This window comes from Brevibacterium picturae (assembly GCF_900105045.1).
Lineage (GTDB): Bacteria > Actinomycetota > Actinomycetes > Actinomycetales > Brevibacteriaceae > Brevibacterium > Brevibacterium picturae.
On record NZ_LT629739.1, the window covers coordinates 1,790,426 to 1,808,752 of the forward strand.

Annotated in this window: 18 protein-coding genes; 10 read left to right on the forward strand and 8 right to left on the reverse strand. The window is 64.1% G+C overall.

What is annotated here, in order from left to right; all coding sequences use genetic code 11:
• Positions 1-58: 58 nt before the first annotated feature.
• Genes BLT92_RS08395 through BLT92_RS08405 form a run of 3 tightly spaced genes read right to left on the reverse strand, consistent with a single transcriptional unit; the run spans position 59 to position 5,453 of the window.
• Positions 59-2,641 (reverse strand): GcvT family protein, encoded by a 2,583-nt coding sequence (locus tag BLT92_RS08395; protein WP_092104806.1) that lies wholly within the window; start codon positions 2,639-2,641, stop codon positions 59-61.
• Positions 2,642-2,700: 59 nt separating this feature from the next.
• Positions 2,701-4,158, reverse strand: coding sequence for a flavin reductase family protein (locus BLT92_RS08400; RefSeq protein WP_092104807.1), 1,458 nt, complete (start codon positions 4,156-4,158; stop codon positions 2,701-2,703).
• The gene (locus BLT92_RS08405) at positions 4,155-5,453 is read right to left on the reverse strand and encodes an aromatic ring-hydroxylating oxygenase subunit alpha (RefSeq protein WP_407922878.1); all 1,299 of its coding nucleotides are present in this window, start codon (positions 5,451-5,453) and stop codon (positions 4,155-4,157) included. The genes BLT92_RS08400 and BLT92_RS08405 overlap by 4 nt, the downstream gene beginning before the upstream one ends.
• A gap of 139 nt (positions 5,454-5,592) precedes the next feature.
• Between BLT92_RS08405 and BLT92_RS08410 the strand changes: the two genes are divergently transcribed.
• Both BLT92_RS08410 and fdhA read left to right on the forward strand, forming a co-directional pair.
• The gene (locus tag BLT92_RS08410) at positions 5,593-6,519 is read left to right on the forward strand and encodes a LysR family transcriptional regulator (protein ID WP_092104809.1); all 927 of its coding nucleotides are present in this window, start codon (positions 5,593-5,595) and stop codon (positions 6,517-6,519) included.
• A gap of 187 nt (positions 6,520-6,706) precedes the next feature.
• Positions 6,707-7,921 (forward strand): formaldehyde dehydrogenase, glutathione-independent, encoded by a 1,215-nt coding sequence (gene fdhA / locus BLT92_RS08415; RefSeq protein ID WP_092104811.1) that lies wholly within the window; start codon positions 6,707-6,709, stop codon positions 7,919-7,921.
• A gap of 296 nt (positions 7,922-8,217) precedes the next feature.
• Here the strand turns inward: fdhA and BLT92_RS08420 are convergent, their stop codons facing one another.
• A complete protein-coding gene (locus BLT92_RS08420; protein WP_092104813.1) occupies positions 8,218-9,444 on the reverse strand; it encodes a M20 metallopeptidase family protein in 1,227 nt (408 codons plus the stop codon).
• A gap of 336 nt (positions 9,445-9,780) precedes the next feature.
• Here BLT92_RS08420 and BLT92_RS08425 point away from each other — a divergent pair, with 336 nt between their 5' ends.
• The gene (locus BLT92_RS08425; protein ID WP_092108999.1) at positions 9,781-10,329 is read left to right on the forward strand and encodes a dihydrofolate reductase family protein; all 549 of its coding nucleotides are present in this window, start codon (positions 9,781-9,783) and stop codon (positions 10,327-10,329) included.
• A gap of 24 nt (positions 10,330-10,353) precedes the next feature.
• Here BLT92_RS08425 and BLT92_RS08430 read toward each other — a convergent pair whose 3' ends face one another.
• Positions 10,354-10,710 carry a VOC family protein gene (locus tag BLT92_RS08430; RefSeq protein ID WP_092104815.1) on the reverse strand — a complete coding sequence of 119 codons (357 nt, stop codon included), beginning with the start codon at positions 10,708-10,710 and terminating at the stop codon, positions 10,354-10,356.
• A gap of 235 nt (positions 10,711-10,945) precedes the next feature.
• Between BLT92_RS08430 and BLT92_RS08435 the strand changes: the two genes are divergently transcribed.
• The 5 genes from BLT92_RS08435 to BLT92_RS08450 all read left to right on the forward strand — a co-directional run bounded on the left by BLT92_RS08435 (position 10,946) and on the right by BLT92_RS08450 (position 14,934).
• Entirely contained in the window at positions 10,946-11,722 is a 777-nt protein-coding gene (locus BLT92_RS08435; protein WP_231939095.1) for a SurA N-terminal domain-containing protein, read from the forward strand.
• A 265-nt stretch (positions 11,723-11,987) separates the two neighbouring features.
• The gene (locus BLT92_RS08440) at positions 11,988-13,361 is read left to right on the forward strand and encodes an L-lactate MFS transporter (RefSeq protein ID WP_092104816.1); all 1,374 of its coding nucleotides are present in this window, start codon (positions 11,988-11,990) and stop codon (positions 13,359-13,361) included.
• A gap of 18 nt (positions 13,362-13,379) precedes the next feature.
• Positions 13,380-13,550 (forward strand): hypothetical protein, encoded by a 171-nt coding sequence (locus BLT92_RS20400; protein WP_157691394.1) that lies wholly within the window; start codon positions 13,380-13,382, stop codon positions 13,548-13,550.
• A 29-nt stretch (positions 13,551-13,579) separates the two neighbouring features.
• The gene (locus tag BLT92_RS08445; protein ID WP_092104818.1) at positions 13,580-14,032 is read left to right on the forward strand and encodes a hypothetical protein; all 453 of its coding nucleotides are present in this window, start codon (positions 13,580-13,582) and stop codon (positions 14,030-14,032) included.
• 113 nt (positions 14,033-14,145) lie between these two features.
• Positions 14,146-14,934 carry a TVP38/TMEM64 family protein gene (locus BLT92_RS08450; protein WP_092104820.1) on the forward strand — a complete coding sequence of 263 codons (789 nt, stop codon included), beginning with the start codon at positions 14,146-14,148 and terminating at the stop codon, positions 14,932-14,934.
• A 27-nt stretch (positions 14,935-14,961) separates the two neighbouring features.
• Here BLT92_RS08450 and BLT92_RS08455 read toward each other — a convergent pair whose 3' ends face one another.
• A complete protein-coding gene (locus BLT92_RS08455) occupies positions 14,962-15,570 on the reverse strand; it encodes a CueP family metal-binding protein (RefSeq protein ID WP_231939096.1) in 609 nt (202 codons plus the stop codon).
• 98 nt (positions 15,571-15,668) lie between these two features.
• On the opposite strand from BLT92_RS08455, the gene BLT92_RS08460 reads away from it, so the two are divergent.
• A complete protein-coding gene (locus BLT92_RS08460; RefSeq protein ID WP_092104824.1) occupies positions 15,669-16,262 on the forward strand; it encodes a YdhK family protein in 594 nt (197 codons plus the stop codon).
• A gap of 7 nt (positions 16,263-16,269) precedes the next feature.
• On the opposite strand, the gene BLT92_RS08465 is transcribed toward BLT92_RS08460, so the two are convergent.
• Positions 16,270-16,620: a winged helix-turn-helix transcriptional regulator gene (locus BLT92_RS08465; protein WP_092104826.1), complete on the reverse strand. Its 351-nt coding sequence runs from the start codon at positions 16,618-16,620 to the stop codon at positions 16,270-16,272.
• An 80-nt stretch (positions 16,621-16,700) separates the two neighbouring features.
• Here BLT92_RS08465 and BLT92_RS08470 point away from each other — a divergent pair, with 80 nt between their 5' ends.
• The gene (locus tag BLT92_RS08470; RefSeq protein ID WP_092104828.1) at positions 16,701-17,486 is read left to right on the forward strand and encodes an NAD(P)H-dependent oxidoreductase; all 786 of its coding nucleotides are present in this window, start codon (positions 16,701-16,703) and stop codon (positions 17,484-17,486) included.
• Positions 17,487-17,546: 60 nt separating this feature from the next.
• On the opposite strand, the gene BLT92_RS08475 is transcribed toward BLT92_RS08470, so the two are convergent.
• Positions 17,547-18,323, reverse strand: coding sequence for an enoyl-CoA hydratase/isomerase family protein (locus BLT92_RS08475; RefSeq protein ID WP_092104830.1), 777 nt, complete (start codon positions 18,321-18,323; stop codon positions 17,547-17,549).
• Positions 18,324-18,327 lie beyond the last annotated feature (4 nt).

Consider the following 18,327-nt stretch of genomic DNA (forward strand, 5'->3'; position numbering starts at 1 on the left):
CAACCGGGCCGCGCCTGCGCAGGCTTTCACGACTTCAAGCCCTCAGAAGCGCAGCGACTTACCCCTTCAGCCGCGTCATCTCCGGGTCGAAGATCGGCTCGGCGGTGACCGTCGCCGGCAGCCTGCGTCCCAGGTATTCGATCTCGACGCCGTCTCCGACGCTCAGAGTGTTCGGCAACCAAGCGTAGGCGATCGTCTGCCCGATCGAGTATCCGTAGGCCGCCGAGGTGACGTAGCCGTCGGCCTTCCCGGATCTGTTCACGGCGCCACTAGCTCCATGATCAGAACCTGCAGCATCAGTCCGGCCCGCGGAACCTCCCGCCACATACACCGGCTCACTCCCCAGCACCACGTCTTCCCGCCGATCCAGCGTCAGGCATGTCAGCTTCGTCGTCGCAGCAGCGGCCCGCGACTCAAGCGCGGCTTTGCCCCGGAAGTCGTCGGTCTTCGAGGCCTTGACCGCGAATCCGAGTCCTGCCTGGACCGGCTCGTGCTCGCTGGTCATATCTGAGCCGAAGGAGCGGAAGCCCTTCTCCAGGCGCATCGAGTTGAAGGCCTCGCGACCACCGGCGATGAGTCCGAACTCCCGGCCGGCCTCCCACAGCACATCCCAAAGCCGATGCCCCAGGTCAGCCGAGGTGTAGAGCTCCCACCCGAGTTCACCGACATAGGACAGACGCATCGCGGTGACGGGGACGCCGCCGATGGTGATCTGCTTGGTGCGGAAGTATTTGAGCCCGTCATTGCTGAGGTCGTCGTTGCTGACCTGCGAGATCACTTCCCGGGCCAGTGGTCCCCAGAGTCCGATGCAGCAGGTTCCCTGCGTGGTCTCACGCACGGTCGCCCACTTACTCGGATCTGCCGTCGACTGTTCCCGCGCCGCGCGGGTGATGGTGGCGAAGTCGATGTTGGAGTTCGCGCCCACCTGATACGTTTGCTCATCGAGGATCGCGACGGTGATGTCGCTGGTGATGCCACCCTCGTCGTCGAGTAGCAGGGTGTAGCTGACGGCTCCGGGCTTGCGCAGCATCGACGAGGTGGTCAGTCCGTGCAGCAACTCGCCGGCGCCGGGGCCTTTGACCTCGAAGCGTTTGAGAGCGGTCATGTCGTACATGGCGACATTCGTGCGCGTCTTCCACGCTTCGACCGCCGCGATCGGCGAGTGGAACATGTCCGCCCACCCCTCACGCTTCGGCGCCTTCCATTCCTCGGGCAGCTCTTCGAGCAGTGACGCATTTGCCTCGTACCAGTGCGGGCGCTCCCACCCATTGGTCTCGAGGAAGAATGCGCCGAGCTCTTTCTGCCGGTCGTTGAAGGGGCTGAGCCGCAGATCCCGGGGTGAGACGCGTGGCTGCAGCGGGTGGATAACGTCGTAGATCTCGACGAAGTTCTGCTGGGAGGTCTCACTGACGTATTCGGGTGTCGTCAGCGCGTCCTCGAAGCGGTTGAGGTCGATGCCGGACAGGTCGGTGTTCGAGCGGCCGAGGGCGATAAGCTCGGCCACCGCGCGAGCGATGCCGGCCCCATGGGTGACCCAGACCGCCTCGGCGACGAAGAATCCGTCGACCTCTCGCGACTGGCCCACGAGCGATCCGCCGTCGGGGGTGAAGGAGAAGATGCCGTTGAAGCCGCGCTGGACCTGCGTCTGGGCCAGCTCGGGTAGCAGCTCCTTGGTGGCCTCCCATTCGCGGGCGAAGTCCTCGGGGGTGAAGTCCAGACTCGAGGGCATGACCTCGTCGGTGATCTCATCGGGCGAATAGGTGCGCAGCGTGTCGAGGTCGACGGGCATCGGCCGGTGGGCGTAGGAGCCGATGCCGATCCGCTCACCCCATTCGCGGTAGTACAGATCCTTGTCTTGGTAGCGCAGGATGGGCGCCGAGGCTCTTGCCGGCTGTTCGTTCTTGCCCGCCAGGCTCGGCACTTCGGTCGTCCACGCGAACTGGTGGCCCAGCGGCAGCAGAGGAATCGTCGTCCCGACCATCGCACCGATGTTCGGACCCCAGAACCCGGCGCAGGAGACGACGATGTCCGCCGGGAACCTGTCGTCCCCGGCCAGCACTGCCGTGACCTTTCCGCCGGACTGTTCGATGCCGGTCACGGTGGTCCGGTCACGGAACTCGACGCCGGCGGCCCGAGCCCGGTCCATGACCAGCTGGGTGCCGCGGGCGGCGAGCGCCAACCCATCACCCGGGGTCAGCAGCCCACCGAGGACCTTGTCAGGCCCCAGCATCGGAAACAGCCGCAGGCATTCCTGCGCATCGACCACCTCGGCGTCAACACCCCAGGACCGGTTCCATCCGGCGCGACGATGCAGGTCCTGGAGCCGGTCCTCTTGGGTGGCGATCTCGAGTCCGCCGACGGGCAGGAACGAGCCCCGGCCATCGGACCCGGTCAACGAAGTGAGCTTTTCGATCGTGTACTGCGCGAACTCGGTCATCGACTTCGACCCGTTCGAGGAGAACACGAGACCTGGTGCGTGCGAGGTCGAACCGCCGGGGATGTTCAAGGGTCCCTGTTCGAGGACGAGGGTGTTGGTCCAGCCGAGCTGGGCGAGTTCGTCCGCGAGGTTGGCTCCGACGATGCCGGCTCCGATGATGACGACCCGAGGTGAGGATGGTGAGGAGGGTGAGGAAATCGGCACTGGGTACTCCTTTGTGGTGCAGTGAAAAGACTGAGGTGGTGCACAGTTGGTGCGCGAACTCAGGCGTCGATGATCAGGTCACTCGTCGCCGTCGAACAGCAGGGAAGGAATTTCCCGGCGTCGATCTCCCGCGCGCGGATGCCGCCTTGGTGGTTCATGTCGACGTCTCCATCGAGCTTGACGACCTTGCACGAGCCGCACATGCCCTCTTGGCAGTTCGCCCCGATCTTCACTCCCGCACGCCTGGCGGCGTCGAGGACGAATTCCTCCGAGCCGACCCGAACGTTGAGCCCGGTGCGCACGAAGGCCATCGTGTGCTCACCTTCGCCCACGGTAGCGAAGGTCGCCGGGTCGACGACCGTCGCAGTCTCGACCCCTGCCACGACCACCTCGACCTCCGGCTCGACCGGGACTTCGGCCAAGGCGTCGACGGCCTCGAGCGGCGCTCCGGCGGCCTCGACGGGGCCCTCGGCGGTGTACTCCGGTTCGTACATCTCCAAGGCGGCTGGCTGCGATTCGTAGTATTCCTCGCTGGCCGAAGCGATCTCTTCGGCGATCTCGCCGGCGATCGCGACTTCCTCGGCGTATTCGGCACGGGTCTCCCGGTCGCCGGAGAAGAATTCCATGAAGATCGAGGTCTCGTCCACGCCGACCTCGCGCAGACAATCGGACGCGGTGTTGAGGTATCCCTCGGGTCCGCATGCGAACACCTGCCGCCCGTTGGCGTCGGGCACGACTTCTTCGAGGAGTGGGGTCGAGAGTCTGCCGACTCTCCCGGTCCAGGCAGGTGCGGATCCGGCCGACCTCTCCCCCGATTCCCGGTCCGCCTGTGCCCGGACCGTCTGCGCCCGGTCTCCCAGGGTGTAGATGACTTCGATCCGAAAGTCGGCCTTTGCCAGGAAGTCGAGCTCCTCGCTGAAGGCAAAGCGATCCGGTGCGGAGCCGTGATAAAGGAGTACGACATCGGCCTGACCCGGCAGCGAATGGATCGTGCGCACCATGGACATCAGCGGGGTGATGCCGGCACCGGCCCCGAGCAGCAGGTAGCGGGCTCGTCGATCGTAGTCGGCGAGGTGGAACGCTCCCACCGGGCCCAGCATCTCGAGGACCGTACCCGGGCGAATGGACTCATGCGCCCACCTCGAGACGAGCCCCTTCGAATCGCGCTTGATCGTGATGGAGAACGTCCACGGCTCCGTCGGCGCACTCGAGATCGAGTAGCTGCGAGACACCGGCTCGAGATCCGGACCATGTACGGGGAAGTCGATGTTGATGTACTGACCCGACCGGAATGCCAGTGGCGCGCCGTCCATCCGCCGGAAGACGAAGACCATCATGTCGCCCGCCTCGGGGATGGTCTCCACGCACTCGGCAGAGAACTCCTGCGGGTGCCAGGGGCCCAGCGCCGTGGCGGCACCGGCAGGTCCCGTCGTGCTGGAGAGCACCCGGTTCCATGGCATCTCGAGGCCCCGGATCCGCTGGGCCAGCGGAGTCATGGGGTCGGCGAGGCGCTTCATCCCACGTGCTCCCGCATCCGAGTCACGTACCAGTTGATGAAGGCCTCGACCTGATATTCGCTCTTCATATATGGGCCCTGCTCGTAGACCGGACTCATCGCTCCCCGTTGACAAAGCTCGACGAAGTTCTTGTCCTGCAGGTTCGTCTGCTTCCACGTATGCGTCAGCGTCTCGAGGTCGTAGTCGACGCCCTCGACCGCATCATCGGCGACGAGCCAGGTGGTACGCACAAGCGTGCGATGCGCGTTGATCGGGAGCACCGTGAAGGTCACCACATGATCGCCGAGGAGGTGGAACCAGCTGTTGGGCTGCAGGTGCATCGAGCAGCGACCCAAACGAAAATCGGGAAGGTCGCCGAGGAGCTTCTTCACCAGGCGTCGGCCGTCGGCCGAGAACGACTCCCCCTGTCCGTCGAGGGATTCGCGTGAGATCCGGATGCCGGCAACGCGAGTATCGAGTTCCTCGACGACTTCGTAGGGCAGTCCGTAGCGGCGGCACCGGTACTCCAGTGAGGCCTGAGCCTGCTGGTTGCGGTCCCAGACATCCTCGAGATGCGGTGGGATCGTCTCATCGGTCAGTCCCCACGTCGGGAACAGGGCACAGGCGAGCTCCGGGTGGCCGTCGCAGTGATAGCACTCGCGGTTGTTCTCCATCACGAGCTTCCAGTTGGCCTCCTCCACGATGTTCTGCTGATAGGCCACCTTCGTCTTAGCCAGTTCATGCGGGGCGACATAGGGCTCGAAGATCCTCGCTGTGTCATCGAAGTCGGCAGGGGGTTCCTCGGCCAGACACAGAAAGACGAGGCCCGCGACGATCTTTCCGTGGGCACGTTTGAGTGAATAGCAGGCCTTGTCGAATTCCATCTCGCCCGGCGCCGAGGCGTGGATGAGGTCGCCCTCGGGCGAATAGGTCCACGAGTGGTAGCCGCAGACCAGGTTGCCCGTGGTCCCGTTGTCCGCGGTCAGTACTCGGGCGCCTCGGTGGCGGCACACGTTGTGGAGGACATTGACTCCGCCGTCGTCGGTGCGCAGCACGATTAGGGAGTAGGGACCGTAGTCGAGCGTGACGTAGTCACCGGGCTCGGGGATCTCCGCGACGCTGCAGGCGAAGACCCAGCTCTGCCCGAAGATGGCCTGCATATCGAGGTTGAAGAGATGATCATCGGTGTAGAACGGCGCCTCGAGGGAGAAGCCGGTGCGTCGGGTATCGAGGAGCTGTCGAGTTTCGTCGAGCCTCTCTTCGCTGAAGCCGGCAGGGAAGCCCCGCTTCGTCGGCGCCAGATTCACTGCGGTCAATTCCATCTCCCTTGATGTGTGCTGCACCTTGATCCGTGCTGTCACCCACGACATTAGCGATGTGGACACTGCAGGAAAAGCGCGAGATTGTGGTGGATTATGAGCGGATTCTCCGTATGATCTCGGGCACAATAGTGCCATGATCGATCCGCGTCTCATCACGCTTCGCACCTTCGCCGCCTGCGGCACCGTCGCCGCCACCGCCGAGCTCACCGGATACTCGCCCTCCGCAGTGTCCGGGCAGCTGCGCGAACTCCAGGCGAACCTCGGGATGACCCTGCTGACCAGGGACGGTCGCGGGCTTCGACTGACGGCGACGGGTCGACATCTCGTGCGACGCTCGGACAGGCTCATCGCCGAATGGGAGGACATCCGCGCCTCGTCGCTGAGCGCCGGTGACCAGTCCCCCACACATTTCGGCATCGGCGGCTTCTCGACGGCATCGTCGAATCTGCTCGCCCCGCTCGCGGCCCACCTGCGCACCTCGCATCCGGAGTCCTCGGTGCACGTGACTGAGGCCAGCCCGACGCGCTGCTTCGAACTCCTCATCGCCGAGCGCATCGACCTCGCCGTGGTCGTGTCGATGCAGGGCGATGTCCAGGTCGAGGACGATCCGCGGTTCGAGAAGGTCGACCTCCTCGATGATCCGCTCGACGTCATGGTGCCCTCCGACCACAGGGTCGCCACGCTCGAATCCGTGACGCTGGCCGAACTGGCCGCCGAGGACTGGATCACCGCCGTGCCCGGATCGCCTTATCACGCGCTGTTCATCGCCGCCTTCACCGCGGCCGGCGTGACCCCGAGGATCTCGCACGAATCCGTCGAATGGGAGACGCAGGCGGCACTCGTCGGTGTCGGTGTGGGCGTCAGTCTGCTGCCTCGACTGGTCAGCCTCGCCGGGGAGGACAATGTCACCCGAGTCCGCCTGAGCGGGCCGGGCCGACTCAGCCGGAAGATCGTCGCCGCGGTCCGGGCGGGCAGCCGCAATTCGCCCCTGATCAGGGAATCCCTCCGGCATCTGCGGTCGACCTCTCAGCACATTCTGGCGACTCGCCTCGGCGAATAGGACGCCATCAGGGCTCTGCTCCGCGCTTTCTGAGACAGCTGATGCTGACGTCCGAGACGGCTATTGACAGACGCACGAGCAAACGGCGAGACTGCAGTCACGTCTGATGAAAGACTGGTATTTCAGGAGGCCGGTCGGCTCTCCTGAGGTTCGCCGCTTCCACATTCACTCGAATGGAGACTCAACGATGAGCAACAAGGCAATCAGCTATGCAGGTCCCGGCAAGGTCGAGGTCGTCGACACCGAGTATCCCGAGTTCGTCCTCAAGGATGGGCCCGGCGTCCATCCAGAAAACGTCGGCCGCAAGGTCAACCACGGCGTCATCCTCAAGACCGTGGCCACGAACATCTGCGGCTCCGACCAGCACATGGTCCGCGGCCGCACCACCGCTCCGGAGGGCCTCGTCCTCGGGCATGAGATCACCGGCGAGGTCGTCGAGGTCGGCCCTGATGTCGAGTTCGTCAAGGTCGGCGACCTCGTGTCCGTGCCGTTCAACATCTCCTGCGGACGCTGCCGGAACTGCATCGAACGCCAGACCGGCATCTGCCTCAACGTCAACCCCGACCGCCCAGGCTCGGCCTACGGCTACGTCGACATGGGCGGATGGGTCGGCGGACAGGCCGAGTACGTCCTCGTTCCCTACGCCGACTGGAACGTTCTGAAGTTCCCGGACAAGGACCAGGCGATGGAGAAGATTCTCGATCTGGCCATGCTCTCCGACATCTTCCCCACGGGCTTCCACGGCGCGGTCGGCGCCGGAGTCACGATCGGCTCGACGGTCTACGTCGCCGGTGCAGGTCCGGTCGGAATCGCCGCGGCCACCTCGGCGCAGCTGCTCGGCGCATCGGTCGTCATCGTCGGCGACCTCAACGAGGACCGGCTCGCCCAGGCACGCGGCTTCGGCTGTGAGACCGTCGATGTGTCCAAGGGCGACCCGAAGGATCAGATCGAGCAGATCCTCGGCACTCCCGAGGTCGACTGCGGCATCGATGCTGTGGGCTTCGAAGCGCGCGGCCACGGCAAGGATGCAGCCACAGAGGCACCGGCAACTGTGCTCAACTCGCTCATGGACATTACCCGGGCCGGCGGCAGCCTGGGCATCCCCGGCCTCTACGTCACCGGCGATCCGGGAGCGGCCGACAAGGCGGCCCAGCAAGGATCCCTGTCGATGCGCTTCGGACTGGGCTTCGCGAAGTCACACGTCTTCGTCACCGGTCAGTGCCCGGTCATGAAGTACAACCGCGGCCTGATGCACGCGATCCTCAACGACAAAGTCTCGATCGCGAAAAACGTCAATGCCACCCCGATCGCGCTCGAGGATGCCCCGCAGGGCTACGCCGACTTCGACTCAGGTGTGGCGAAGAAGTTCGTCCTCGACCCCCACGGCCTGATCAAGGCCTGAGGCACCAGCAGCGCCACCAGCGCCACCAGGAACCTCCGCCGAAACACGGGCGCTGCGTCGAAACACATGGGTGCAAACCCGAGTGTCGGCGCAGCACCCGTGTTTCGGAGCCAGGGCCCCGCGCCCCGCCCGCTTCTCGGCGCGGCACCCGTGTTTCGGCGTCGCGGGTGTGCTGCGGGTGGGCTGCGGGTGGGACGCAGGCAGGCTGGGCAGCTCAGGCCAAGAGGCTCAGCGCAGCTGATGCCTCAGCCCCGCTGGCGCCTCAGCGCAGCTGGTGCCTCTGCCCCGCTGGCGCCTCAGCGCACCTCGTCCGCCAAACGCGTGAACGCCAGATGCGCCAGCGCCGCGGCCTGGTCGCCGAGCAGCCCGTCGTCGAAGGCCACCCGGGGCGAATGGTTCGTCTCCGCGCTCGGGTCGACGCCCTCGGGCGTTGCTCCGAGGAACACGAACGTACCCGGCACCTTCTCGAGCACGTAGGAGAAGTCCTCCGAGCCCATCCGCGGCACGGCCATCTCCTCGACTTGCTCGGTGCCGAAGACCTCGCCGAGGCGGTCGATGACCAGTCTGGACTCGGCGGGATTGTTCACGGTCACGGGGAATCCGATTCTGAAGTCCACCTCGGCGGTGCACCTGTGCGCCCGGGCAATGTTCTCGGCGATCTCGGGCACACGCTGCTGCAGCAGAGCGATCGAATCCGCGGAGAGGTAGCGGACCGAGGCGGTGAGCTTCGCGGTGTCCGGGATGATGTTGCTGGCCTGTGAGCCCTCGAGCTGAGTCACGGAGACGACGACGGGATCGAAGATGTCGAAGGAGCGGGTCGTCATCGTGTTCAGGGCGAGCGCGATCTCGGCGACGGCAGGCACCGGGTCACGGGTGGCCTGCGGTTGGGAGCTGTGGCCACCGGCGCCGTGAACGGTCAGATTGAGGTCGGCGAATCCGGCCATCAGCGGGCCGCCCTTGGTGGTGAACCTTCCGCGCTTGTCGGCCTCAACATGGATTCCGTATGCGGCGATGACAGGCACCCCAGCGGCCTCGAGCATACCCTCGGCAAGCATCGGTTCTGCACCTCCCTCAACCTCCTCGGCGGGCTGAAACATGAACACGATGGAACCAGGCAGCTCGTCCCGGTGCGCCGCGAGCAGACGAGCCGCACCGACGAGGCCTGCCGTGTGCATGTCGTGGCCGCAGGCGTGCATATTGCCGTTCGTCGACGCATAGTCGAGGCCGGTGTCCTCGGCCACGGGCAAGGCATCCATGTCCCCACGCAGCAGCACGGCAGGTCCCGGGCGCTCTCCCTTGAGCACGGCAACGATCGAGCTCAGCGACTCCCCCGTCGTGATCTCGAGGCCCAGATCGGCGAGCTCATCCAAGACGGTCTTCTGAGTGAAGGGCAGCTGGAAGCCGAGCTCTGGATTGGCGTGCAGGGTGCGGCGCAAGGTGACGAGATCGTCGTGGAGGCTACGGGCTTCGGTGCGGAAATCTGGGGCAGCGGCGGACGATGATACGGATGGCGATGCGGACATGGACGCGGTTCTCCTTCGGGCCGAATGAACTGTGAGTCCGACTCTACTGAGGTTCAGACCGCACTGATCAGCAGACCCTACTGAGAATCGGGTCTGACTGCATTGTCATTGGCGGCGACGGAACGTGGTGCTGCTGATCAAGCGCAGCGCACCGGAATCGCATGTGGTCGAGATCGCAGACCACGCCGAGTCCCACGCCTGATCACCCCGTTCTGCGATGACCCAGCGCCGTCGCTCCCGAGAAGCCCGAGGTCCATGAGTTCGGCACGCGACCATGGACCTCGGGTCCCGTCGTGCGTACCGTAGTGAGTGACGACACTCGACGAGGAGACCGCCGTGCGCATCATCATCACCCAGAACATGACCCTCGACGGCCGAGTCGAAATGCTCGACGACTGGTTCGACCCGCAGGCCCAGGACGAGGAGCTGTCAGCAGAACTCATGCGGCAGTCAGCCAACGAGGAAGTGCTGCTGCTCGGACGGCAGACCTTCGAAGACTTCCGCGGCTACTGGCCGCACCAGAGCGATGACGTCACCGGGGTCGCCGATCATCTCAACCAGGTCGACAAGCGAGTGGTCTCGACAACGCTGACCGACCCGGAGTGGCAGAACTCGACCGTCATCAGCACGGATCCGCTGCAGGCTGTGACAGCGATGCGCGATGAACCGGGCCGGGACGTGATCGTCACCGGCAGCATCACCCTGGCGCATGCGCTCATCACCGCCGGACTCGTCGATGAGTACCGGATGTTCACCTATCCGGCGTGGCAGAGGCGCGGACGCGGCTTCTTCCCCGATGACGCAGGAGTGCCTCGGCTGCAGCTGGTCGATTCGAAGTCGTTTCCCAGCGGTGTCGTCTACTCGGCGTACGAGCCGATGCGCTGACCAGCACTGACCATTGTCGGCCGGTTAGGCCGTGCCGAACATAACCTTCCGGCCGTCGGGGTCTTCGACCGTGGCCACGACGTCGTCGACATCGATCAGCGGGGCGCCCACGTCCTGCACATGGGTGAGGAACGCCTGCAGATCGGGGATCCGGAAGTAGAGGTGGGTGAGGTTGGACTCCGAGTTGGGCGGGAAGCTGTAGTCCGCGAACGCCTTCGCATCGTGAAGGGCGATCTGAACGCCATCCAGGTCCAGCATCCAGTAGGTGTATTCATCGCTGCCGACTGCCTCCAACGGCACCCCGGCCACATTTCGGTAGAAAGCAGCCGTCACCTCGGCGTCCGCGCAGGTCAGGAACACACCGCGAAATCTCGATTCCATGATTGAACCTCTCGTCCGTGGCCCGGTCTCCGTGAGAGCCGGCCGCACACCTGATTCCTCATGAGTCTATCCGCAGCCGCTGACATAGAGACAAGGCGAAGACGGCTCCGAAGCGGTGGAACGCTTCTGCCGAACCGTCCCAACTCGGCTTGCCAAGCGACATTCATGCTCCACACATACTTCGGTGAATCGCGACTGTTAGCCTGGCAGGCTGATCCCGACATCAGGAGTGAATGTGCAGAAGAGCAAGTGGTTGCTGGGCCTTGCCCTGTCCGTGTCCGTGGTGGCCTTCGCCGCTTGCGGTTCGCCCGAGGACAAGCCAGCGGAAGAGAAGACCTCCGCCGCAGCCGAGCAGGGCCAGGGCAAAGACCAGGCCCAGGCCCAGAACGGCAAACCGAACACGGACGGCATTCCCAATGTCGTCGCCGAAGTCAACGGCGAGAAGATCACGAAGGACGACTTCGTTCCTCTCTACGAGACCCAGTACCAGCAGATGCAGATGCAGTCACAGCAGTCCGGTCAGCAGGTCGACGAGAAGAAGCTGAAGACCCAGACGGCCGAGAACCTCGTGAGCACCGAACTGCTGAGCCAGGAAGCCGATGAGCGCGGCATCAAGGTGACCGACAAGGACATCGACAAAGCCCTCGGCGAATCCGCCAAGTCGAGTCAGATGAGCAAGAAGGACTTCCTCGCGGCCATGAAGAAGCAGGGCATGGACGAGAAGAAGGTCCATTCCGAACTCAAGACCCAGCTGTCGATCGAAGACCTCATCAAGGATGAGTACGGCGAGTTCAAGGTCAGCGGCGAAGAGATCGGCCAGGCCTACCAGCAGGCGAAGACCCAGCAGGAGCAGATGGCGCAGCAGGGCGGCCAGCAGGCCCAGGAGGTCCCACCGCTCGAGGAGATGCGTCCGCAGCTCGAGAAGCAGGTGAAGAGCCAGAAGTCGACGCAGGCGACTCAGAAGTACGCCAAGAAACTGCGCGAAAAGGGCGACGTCACGATCAACCTCTGACGGACCGCAGATCTCCGACCACTCGACGAGCCCCGCTCGGACGACACTGACAGCCAGCACTGTCGGATGCCGTCCGAGCGGGGCTCTATCGCTTCGAGATCGCTGCGAGTCTCATCCTTGGGGAATTTCTGAGTGTTCCTCGCCAAATCCGTGTGTGCGCTTTAGTGTGTAGGGGAAAGAAGCGTGTCTTTATGATTCGCTCGTCCTCACAGCACGTGCGACCGACGATGGTCGTATATAGAGCACACAAACCTAAGGATCCTTCATGGCTTCGGTCCTCTCTCGGTCGGCGATCGTCGCACCAAAGAACTTCAACCGGTGGCTGATCCCGCCGGCCGCCCTGGCAATCCATCTGTGCATCGGGCAGGTCTACGCATTCAGCGTGTTCAAGATCCCCTTCATGACGCACTTCGACGCCGGTGAGGTCTCGATCGGCTGGATCTTCTCGATCGCGATTCTCATGCTCGGCATCTCCTCGGCCGTCTTCGGTCCCTGGGTGGAGAAGAACGGCCCGCGGGCATCGATGGTCGCAGCGGGCGCCTGTTGGGTCATCGGCTTCTTCATCGCCTCGCTGGGAATCATGATCGGTCAGCTGTGGTTGGTCTACCTCGGCTACGGCGTCATCGGAGGCATCGGTCTGGGAATCGGCTACATCTCCCCGGTCTCGACGCTGATGAAGTGGTTCCCCGACCGTCCGGGCCTGGCCACCGGCCTGGCGATCATGGGCTTCGGCGGCGGTGCGCTCATCGCCAGCCCGATGTCGAACCAGCTGATGAGCCTCTACGGCGGCGGCACCGAACGGGAGAACCTCGTCGCCGGTCTGACGCCGACCTTCGTCACGCTCGGCATCGTCTACGCCGTCGTCATCACCGCGGGAGCCTTCGTCATCCGGGTCCCCCATCCCGAGTGGACTCCCAAGAACTTCGACCCGAGCAAGGCGACCTCCAAGCCCATGCAGACGAAGGGCAACGTCTCCGTTCGCAGCGCGATCCGCACCCCGCAGTTCTGGCTGCTGTGGGTCGCCCTGTTCCTCAATGTCACTGCGGGAATCGGCATCCTCGAGAACGCCGCCCCGATGGCGCAGGCCTACTTCGGCATCACGGCCGCGGCAGCAGCCGGCTACGTCGGTCTTCTCTCGATCGGCAACATGGCTGGTCGCTTTGTCTGGTCGACGACCTCGGACTATCTCGGTCGCAAGAACAACTACATGCTCTACCTCGGCGGCGGACTCGTCCTCTACCTGGCTGTGGCACTCTTCGGAGGCAGCTCTCTCATCCTGTTCATCCTCGCGACGCTCGTCATCATCTCGTTCTATGGCGGCGGCTTCTCCACCGTCCCGGCCTACCTCAAGGATCTCTTCGGCGTCTATCAGGTCGGAGCCATCCACGGCGCCCTGCTCACCGCATGGTCCGCTGCGGGCGTGGCCGGACCGCTCATCGTCAACTCCGTCGTCGAGGCGGGCGAGAAGGCAGGCAAGACCGGGCCCGAGCTCTACACCCCGGGCATGTTCATCATGGTCGGGGCGCTGGCTATCGGCTTCATCGCCAACGCCCTGATCCGGCCGGTCAGCAAGAGGCACTTCGAACGCGAAGAGACGGTCAAGGCCAAACAGGCCGCCGCCCTCGAAGACGAGAACTGAAAGGAAGGGACTGACACCATGAGCGATTCCGCACCCACAGCACATGTCCCGGCCGAGGGCTCACCGCAGTCACCCGTCGGCGGTGCCTACAAGGCGGTCGGATCGACCCTCACGGTCGTCGTGGTCGGCGGCCTCGTCTGGGGCCTGACCCTGACCGTGGTCAAGGCCGTCGCGATCTTCACCAGCTGAGGATCCACGACTTCGGCTACTCTCAGCACATGAGCCACAACGATCCTGCCCTCGGATTCTTCGCACAGAAGTCCAAGGTCAGGGTCGTTTCCATTGCCCTGTGGTGCCTGGTCGTCCTGCTCGCCTTCCTCACCGCGTGGACTACCGGTGTGGCCGGCAGCGGCACAGGCGGAACCCCCGCAGACCGTGCGCCGGCCCTTCTCCTCTTCATGACCGGCACTTCTGTCCTCGCCTTCGGTGCACTGATCGTCGACATCACCACCGCTGGGGTGCGCGATGACCTGGCGTGGTGGGGCGTCCTGCGACTCTTCGGAAGTCTCGGCCTCGGCCTGGCCGCGGGTTCGTGCGCCCATGACATTGCTCTGAAGTCGTTCCCTGCCTGGTGGCTGCCGATCCTGCTTCTCATCAGCATCGCAATCCTCTGCGTTCCAGTGGGCGTGGCCCGACTGGAGCGGCGGCATGGGAGCTCGCAGACACGCTGAACGGCGCAGCACCGGCTGACGACCACACCCCCACCCGCGCCGAGGTGGCTCTCGGTTTCGTCCTGAGCATGGTCGATTCATTGCCCACCGTCCCAGACACGTAGGATCGAGCCATGCCCTCCGATGAGAACTCCGCACCGCCCCAGGGGGCTCACGGTGAGTCCCGAGTCCCATGGGGTTCGATCCTGCGCAACGTGGCATTGGCCCTGGCGGTACTCGCTGGGCTGTGGTTGGCATTCAACGTGCACCTGCCCTCACTCGACGGACTCCAAAAGCAGATCGCGGATGCCGGGTTCTGGGGCTTCGGCATCTTCATCCTTCTCTACGCAGTCGTCGCGGCCACCCCTATCCCCGTCACCATCATGGCGGTGGCCGGTGGGCTGGCGTTCGGGCTGGTGTTCGGCACCATCTTGTCGATGATCGGCGTGCTGGCAGGGTGCTTCGGAGGCTATTGGATCTCCCGAGCTCTGGGACGCGACACCGTCATGAAGCTGCTGGGCAACCACGCCGAGGCGATCGAATCCCGGCTGACCAACGGCGGCTTCTATGCGGTATGCACCCTGCGCCTCATGCCCGGATTCCCCTATTGGCCGGTGAACTACGGCAGCGGGGCGCTGGGCATCAGGAGCCGCACGTTCCTCATCGCCACCGCTGTCTCGGCACTGCCAGGACAGCTCTCCCTTGTCGCGGTTGGTGCCTTCATCGGAAGTCCCGGAATCATCACAGGCACTGCCGTCGGCATTTCGTGGGCGTTGGTCATCGTGCTGACGATCCTCACCTTCCGACGGTGGAAGTCGGCTCAGAAACACCCAGCCGACTCAGAGAGCGAAGGCGGACGCGAAGGCGAGGTCTCGCCAAAGGTCGAGGGCTCGCCAGACAACGAGGCGAAGCCCGAGGACTGATCCGGCCCGAGAAACCGAAACTTCAGATCAAGAGAGCTGAAGATCGGTGATGCAGGTCGCACCGTCATCCATTGTGGAGAATTCGACCGAACCGGACTTCCCGCCGTGGGCGATGTCGACGATTCCCTCGATGTCACTCGGGACCCAGAACCCGGCGAAGCCATTGTCGAACGTTCTCACCTGATCGTCGACGACCACCTCGCCGGCGGCGCTGTCGGTGATCTGTACGTCGACCTCCTCATTGCCAAGCTCTCCACGACAGGTCGTCAGGCTGTGAAAGAAGCAGTCGTGAGTAGTGTTCGCGTACGGAGCGATCGAGACATAGGCCTTCTCCTCCGGCAGATCTAAAGTCACTTCCTGCGCTTCACCGACCAGCACCAACTCATCGGGGTAGACCGACGCCATGAGATCGCTCGAGCGATCCGTCACTGAAAGTCGGTCAAGATGATCAATGACTTCAACGGCACCCATCCCGTCCAAACCGTGCTCGGAGAGGAAGTCCCCCGTCGACACCGGATCGCTTCCTGACCCGGAGCCCGAATCGTCGGTCCCACAACCTGCCAATAGCAAGGTCAGAGCAGCAATGGCGATGACTCGCCTCAGGTTCACTACACGCATCGTCTCTGTCTGAGTCACGTTGACAACTATACCCCCTCTAGGTATAGCGTCGGCATCGGGCACTCTCGTGCAGCCCGCGATCGGACCGTCATGGCCAGGGAAACTGAAGGAGAAGAATGAAGAGATCCACACCGTTGACGACCATCGCCGCGGTTGCAGCCGCATCGGCACTGACATTATCGGGATGCAGCAGCCCAGAAGACGACAAGGCTGCCCAACATTCACAACATGAGACACCGTCTGAGTCGGCATCGAGTGAGGATCATGGCGAAAGCCACGAGCACGCCACCGATGGCGGCCAGCCGCCAGAGGGCATCAAAGAGGCCTCTGACCCGACGTACTCCGTCGGCGAGGAAGTCACTCTCACCGCCGACCACATGCCGGGCATGAACGGAGCGAAGGCCACGATCTCAGGCGCCTTCGACACCACGACCTATTCGGTCAGCTACACGCCCACCGACGGCGGCGACCCGGTCAAAGACCACAAATGGGTCGTGCACGAAGAACTCGACAATCCCGACAGGGCACCTCTGGCAGACGGCACCGAGGTGGTTCTCAACGCCGACCATATGCCCGGGATGAAGGGTGCTGAAGCATCGATCGACAGCTCGACCGAGGAGACCGTCTACATGGTCGACGTCGACACGGACGACATGACGATGACGAACCACAAGTGGGTTGTCGAAGGCGAGGTCCAGCCCGGACAATGACCTCGGCTCAGGGTGCTTCTTCGGAATCCGTCTGGGCGAGTGCCCAGCGATGCCCCCAGTCGTCCATCATCTCAACAAGCGGCTGCAGAGACCTACCCCAGTCCGTCAACGAGTATTCGACTCGGGGCGGAACCTCGGCGAAGACTTCACGGTGGACGAGGCCGTCGGCTTCCAGCTCACGCACCTGACGCGTCAGGACCCTGTCGGTGATGTCGCCGACCTCTCGGCGAAGCCCTCCGAATCGCCTGGTCCCCTGAAGCAGAATCTGGATGATCGTGAGCTTCCACGACCCTCCGATGACGCTGACCGTCACTTCGACGGGACACACGTCCAAAGCGAGCTGGGTAGCGGTTCTCATATCAATACTATCCAAACTGTCGGTATAGGACTTAAAAGTGCATACTTCCCAAAGTATTGGGTGGGTGTTGAGATTGTTGCATGACCACCACGAAGCCGCAAGCACTGTACGTCTACGCCCACCCCGATGCCCGATCGTTCAATCGCGCACTCTTCGACGCCGGTCGAACTGCACTCGCACGCACCCACGATGTTGTCACGAGCGACCTCTATGCCATGGGGTTCGAGCCCGCACTGTCACGCGCCGATCTCGGCGAACGCGCAGATGTTGACTCGCCTTTCCTCGACCGGTGGACGCAGGCCGCCTCCGAAGGGCAACTTCCCGATGAGGTCGCTCTCGAACAGCAGAAGCTGCTCGACGCCGACCTCATCGTCTTTCAATTCCCGTTGTGGTGGTATTCGGTTCCCGCGATGCTCAAGGGGTGGTTCGACCGGGTGTTCTCATCCGGTTTCGGATTCAATGTGACCGATCCGGAAACCGGACTCCCGTGGAAATACGGTGGCGGATTGCTCGCTGGTCGGCGCGCGCTCCTCACCATCACCCTCGGTGAGGATCTCAGAACCGTCGGCACGAGGGGCATCGCAGGCGACCTCGATTCCCTTCTTTTCGGAGTCACCCACGGCACATTGTTCTACGCAGGCATCGAACCCCTGGCGCTGCACACGATTCCCGATGCCGATGGCCTCAGCCCGGACGAAGCCCAGCACGAAATCGACCGCTTCACCCATCGACTTGCGAACCTCGCAGACGAAGCGCCGATTCCGTTTCGGACGATGATGAGCGGGGACTACCGTCCCGGGCGGGCACTGCGCGAGGAACTCGTCCCCGGGCGGACGGACCTGGGCATACACCGCGTCGATGCCTGACGCGGTGCCCGGAAGTCGAAACCCGACGAGGACCGCGCACGGACACCGCATGGCAGATCTTCACCCGAAGTTCGGTGCTCGTCGCTCCTGGAAGGCGGTGAAGCCTTCGGCATAGTCCGGGGTCTGGCGGGCGGTCTCCTGGAGGTTGGCCTCCTCGGCGAGCACCTGCGCCAGGGTCGGGCGGTCATCGGCGAGTTTCTGCACGAAGCCCTTCTCCATGGCGAAGGCCTCGGCCGGGCCGGTCACGATCGTCGACAGCTTCGACTCGACGAACTCGGCCAGTTCCTCGGCCGGGACCGCGCGGGAGACGATGCCGGCAGCGGCCGCCTCAGCGCCGGTCATGAAATCACCGGTGATGATGAGGTCCATCGTCCGGTGGTAACCCACCCGGTCGAGGAACACGTGGTGAGCACCCGAGTCGAGCATCGCGCCGATCGCGGCGAAGGGCGAGCCGAACTTCGCGTTGTCGGCGGCGAAAATGATGTCCGCGGCCGCAGCGACGCCGAAGCCCAGTCCCAGGGCGGCACCCTGGACCTGTGAGATCACGGGGATCGGCAAGGCACGGATGGACTGGAAGACGGGGGTGAAGGCTTCGGCGAGGAACGCGTGTGCGTCATCGGTTTCGACGTCGACGGCCGAGATGTCGCGACCGGAGCTGAAGACCTTGCCCTCTCCCCTGATCAGGAGCGCACGGACGTTCGGGACCGCCTCGGCGACCTTGGCCACCGCTGCGGCCAGATCACGGAGGTTGTCCGCGTCGAGGGCGTTGCGGGAATCGGGGCCGTCGAGGACGATCTCTGCGATGTTTCCCCGGTTGGACAGTCGGATCTCGGTCACGTGT

Coding starts and splice junctions, on each gene's coding strand:
- BLT92_RS08400 (WP_092104807.1), bottom strand. CDS start 4,158: ATGAAGCGCCTCGCCGACCCCATGACTCCGCTGGCCCAGCGGATCCGG.
- BLT92_RS08410 (WP_092104809.1), top strand. CDS start 5,593: ATGATCGATCCGCGTCTCATCACGCTTCGCACCTTCGCCGCCTGCGGC.
- fdhA (WP_092104811.1), top strand. CDS start 6,707: ATGAGCAACAAGGCAATCAGCTATGCAGGTCCCGGCAAGGTCGAGGTC.
- BLT92_RS08420 (WP_092104813.1), bottom strand. CDS start 9,444: ATGTCCGCATCGCCATCCGTATCATCGTCCGCCGCTGCCCCAGATTTC.
- BLT92_RS08430 (WP_092104815.1), bottom strand. CDS start 10,710: ATGGAATCGAGATTTCGCGGTGTGTTCCTGACCTGCGCGGACGCCGAG.
- BLT92_RS08440 (WP_092104816.1), top strand. CDS start 11,988: ATGGCTTCGGTCCTCTCTCGGTCGGCGATCGTCGCACCAAAGAACTTC.
- BLT92_RS20400 (WP_157691394.1), top strand. CDS start 13,380: ATGAGCGATTCCGCACCCACAGCACATGTCCCGGCCGAGGGCTCACCG.
- BLT92_RS08445 (WP_092104818.1), top strand. CDS start 13,580: ATGAGCCACAACGATCCTGCCCTCGGATTCTTCGCACAGAAGTCCAAG.
- BLT92_RS08450 (WP_092104820.1), top strand. CDS start 14,146: ATGCCCTCCGATGAGAACTCCGCACCGCCCCAGGGGGCTCACGGTGAG.
- BLT92_RS08460 (WP_092104824.1), top strand. CDS start 15,669: ATGAAGAGATCCACACCGTTGACGACCATCGCCGCGGTTGCAGCCGCA.
- BLT92_RS08465 (WP_092104826.1), bottom strand. CDS start 16,620: ATGAGAACCGCTACCCAGCTCGCTTTGGACGTGTGTCCCGTCGAAGTG.
- BLT92_RS08470 (WP_092104828.1), top strand. CDS start 16,701: ATGACCACCACGAAGCCGCAAGCACTGTACGTCTACGCCCACCCCGAT.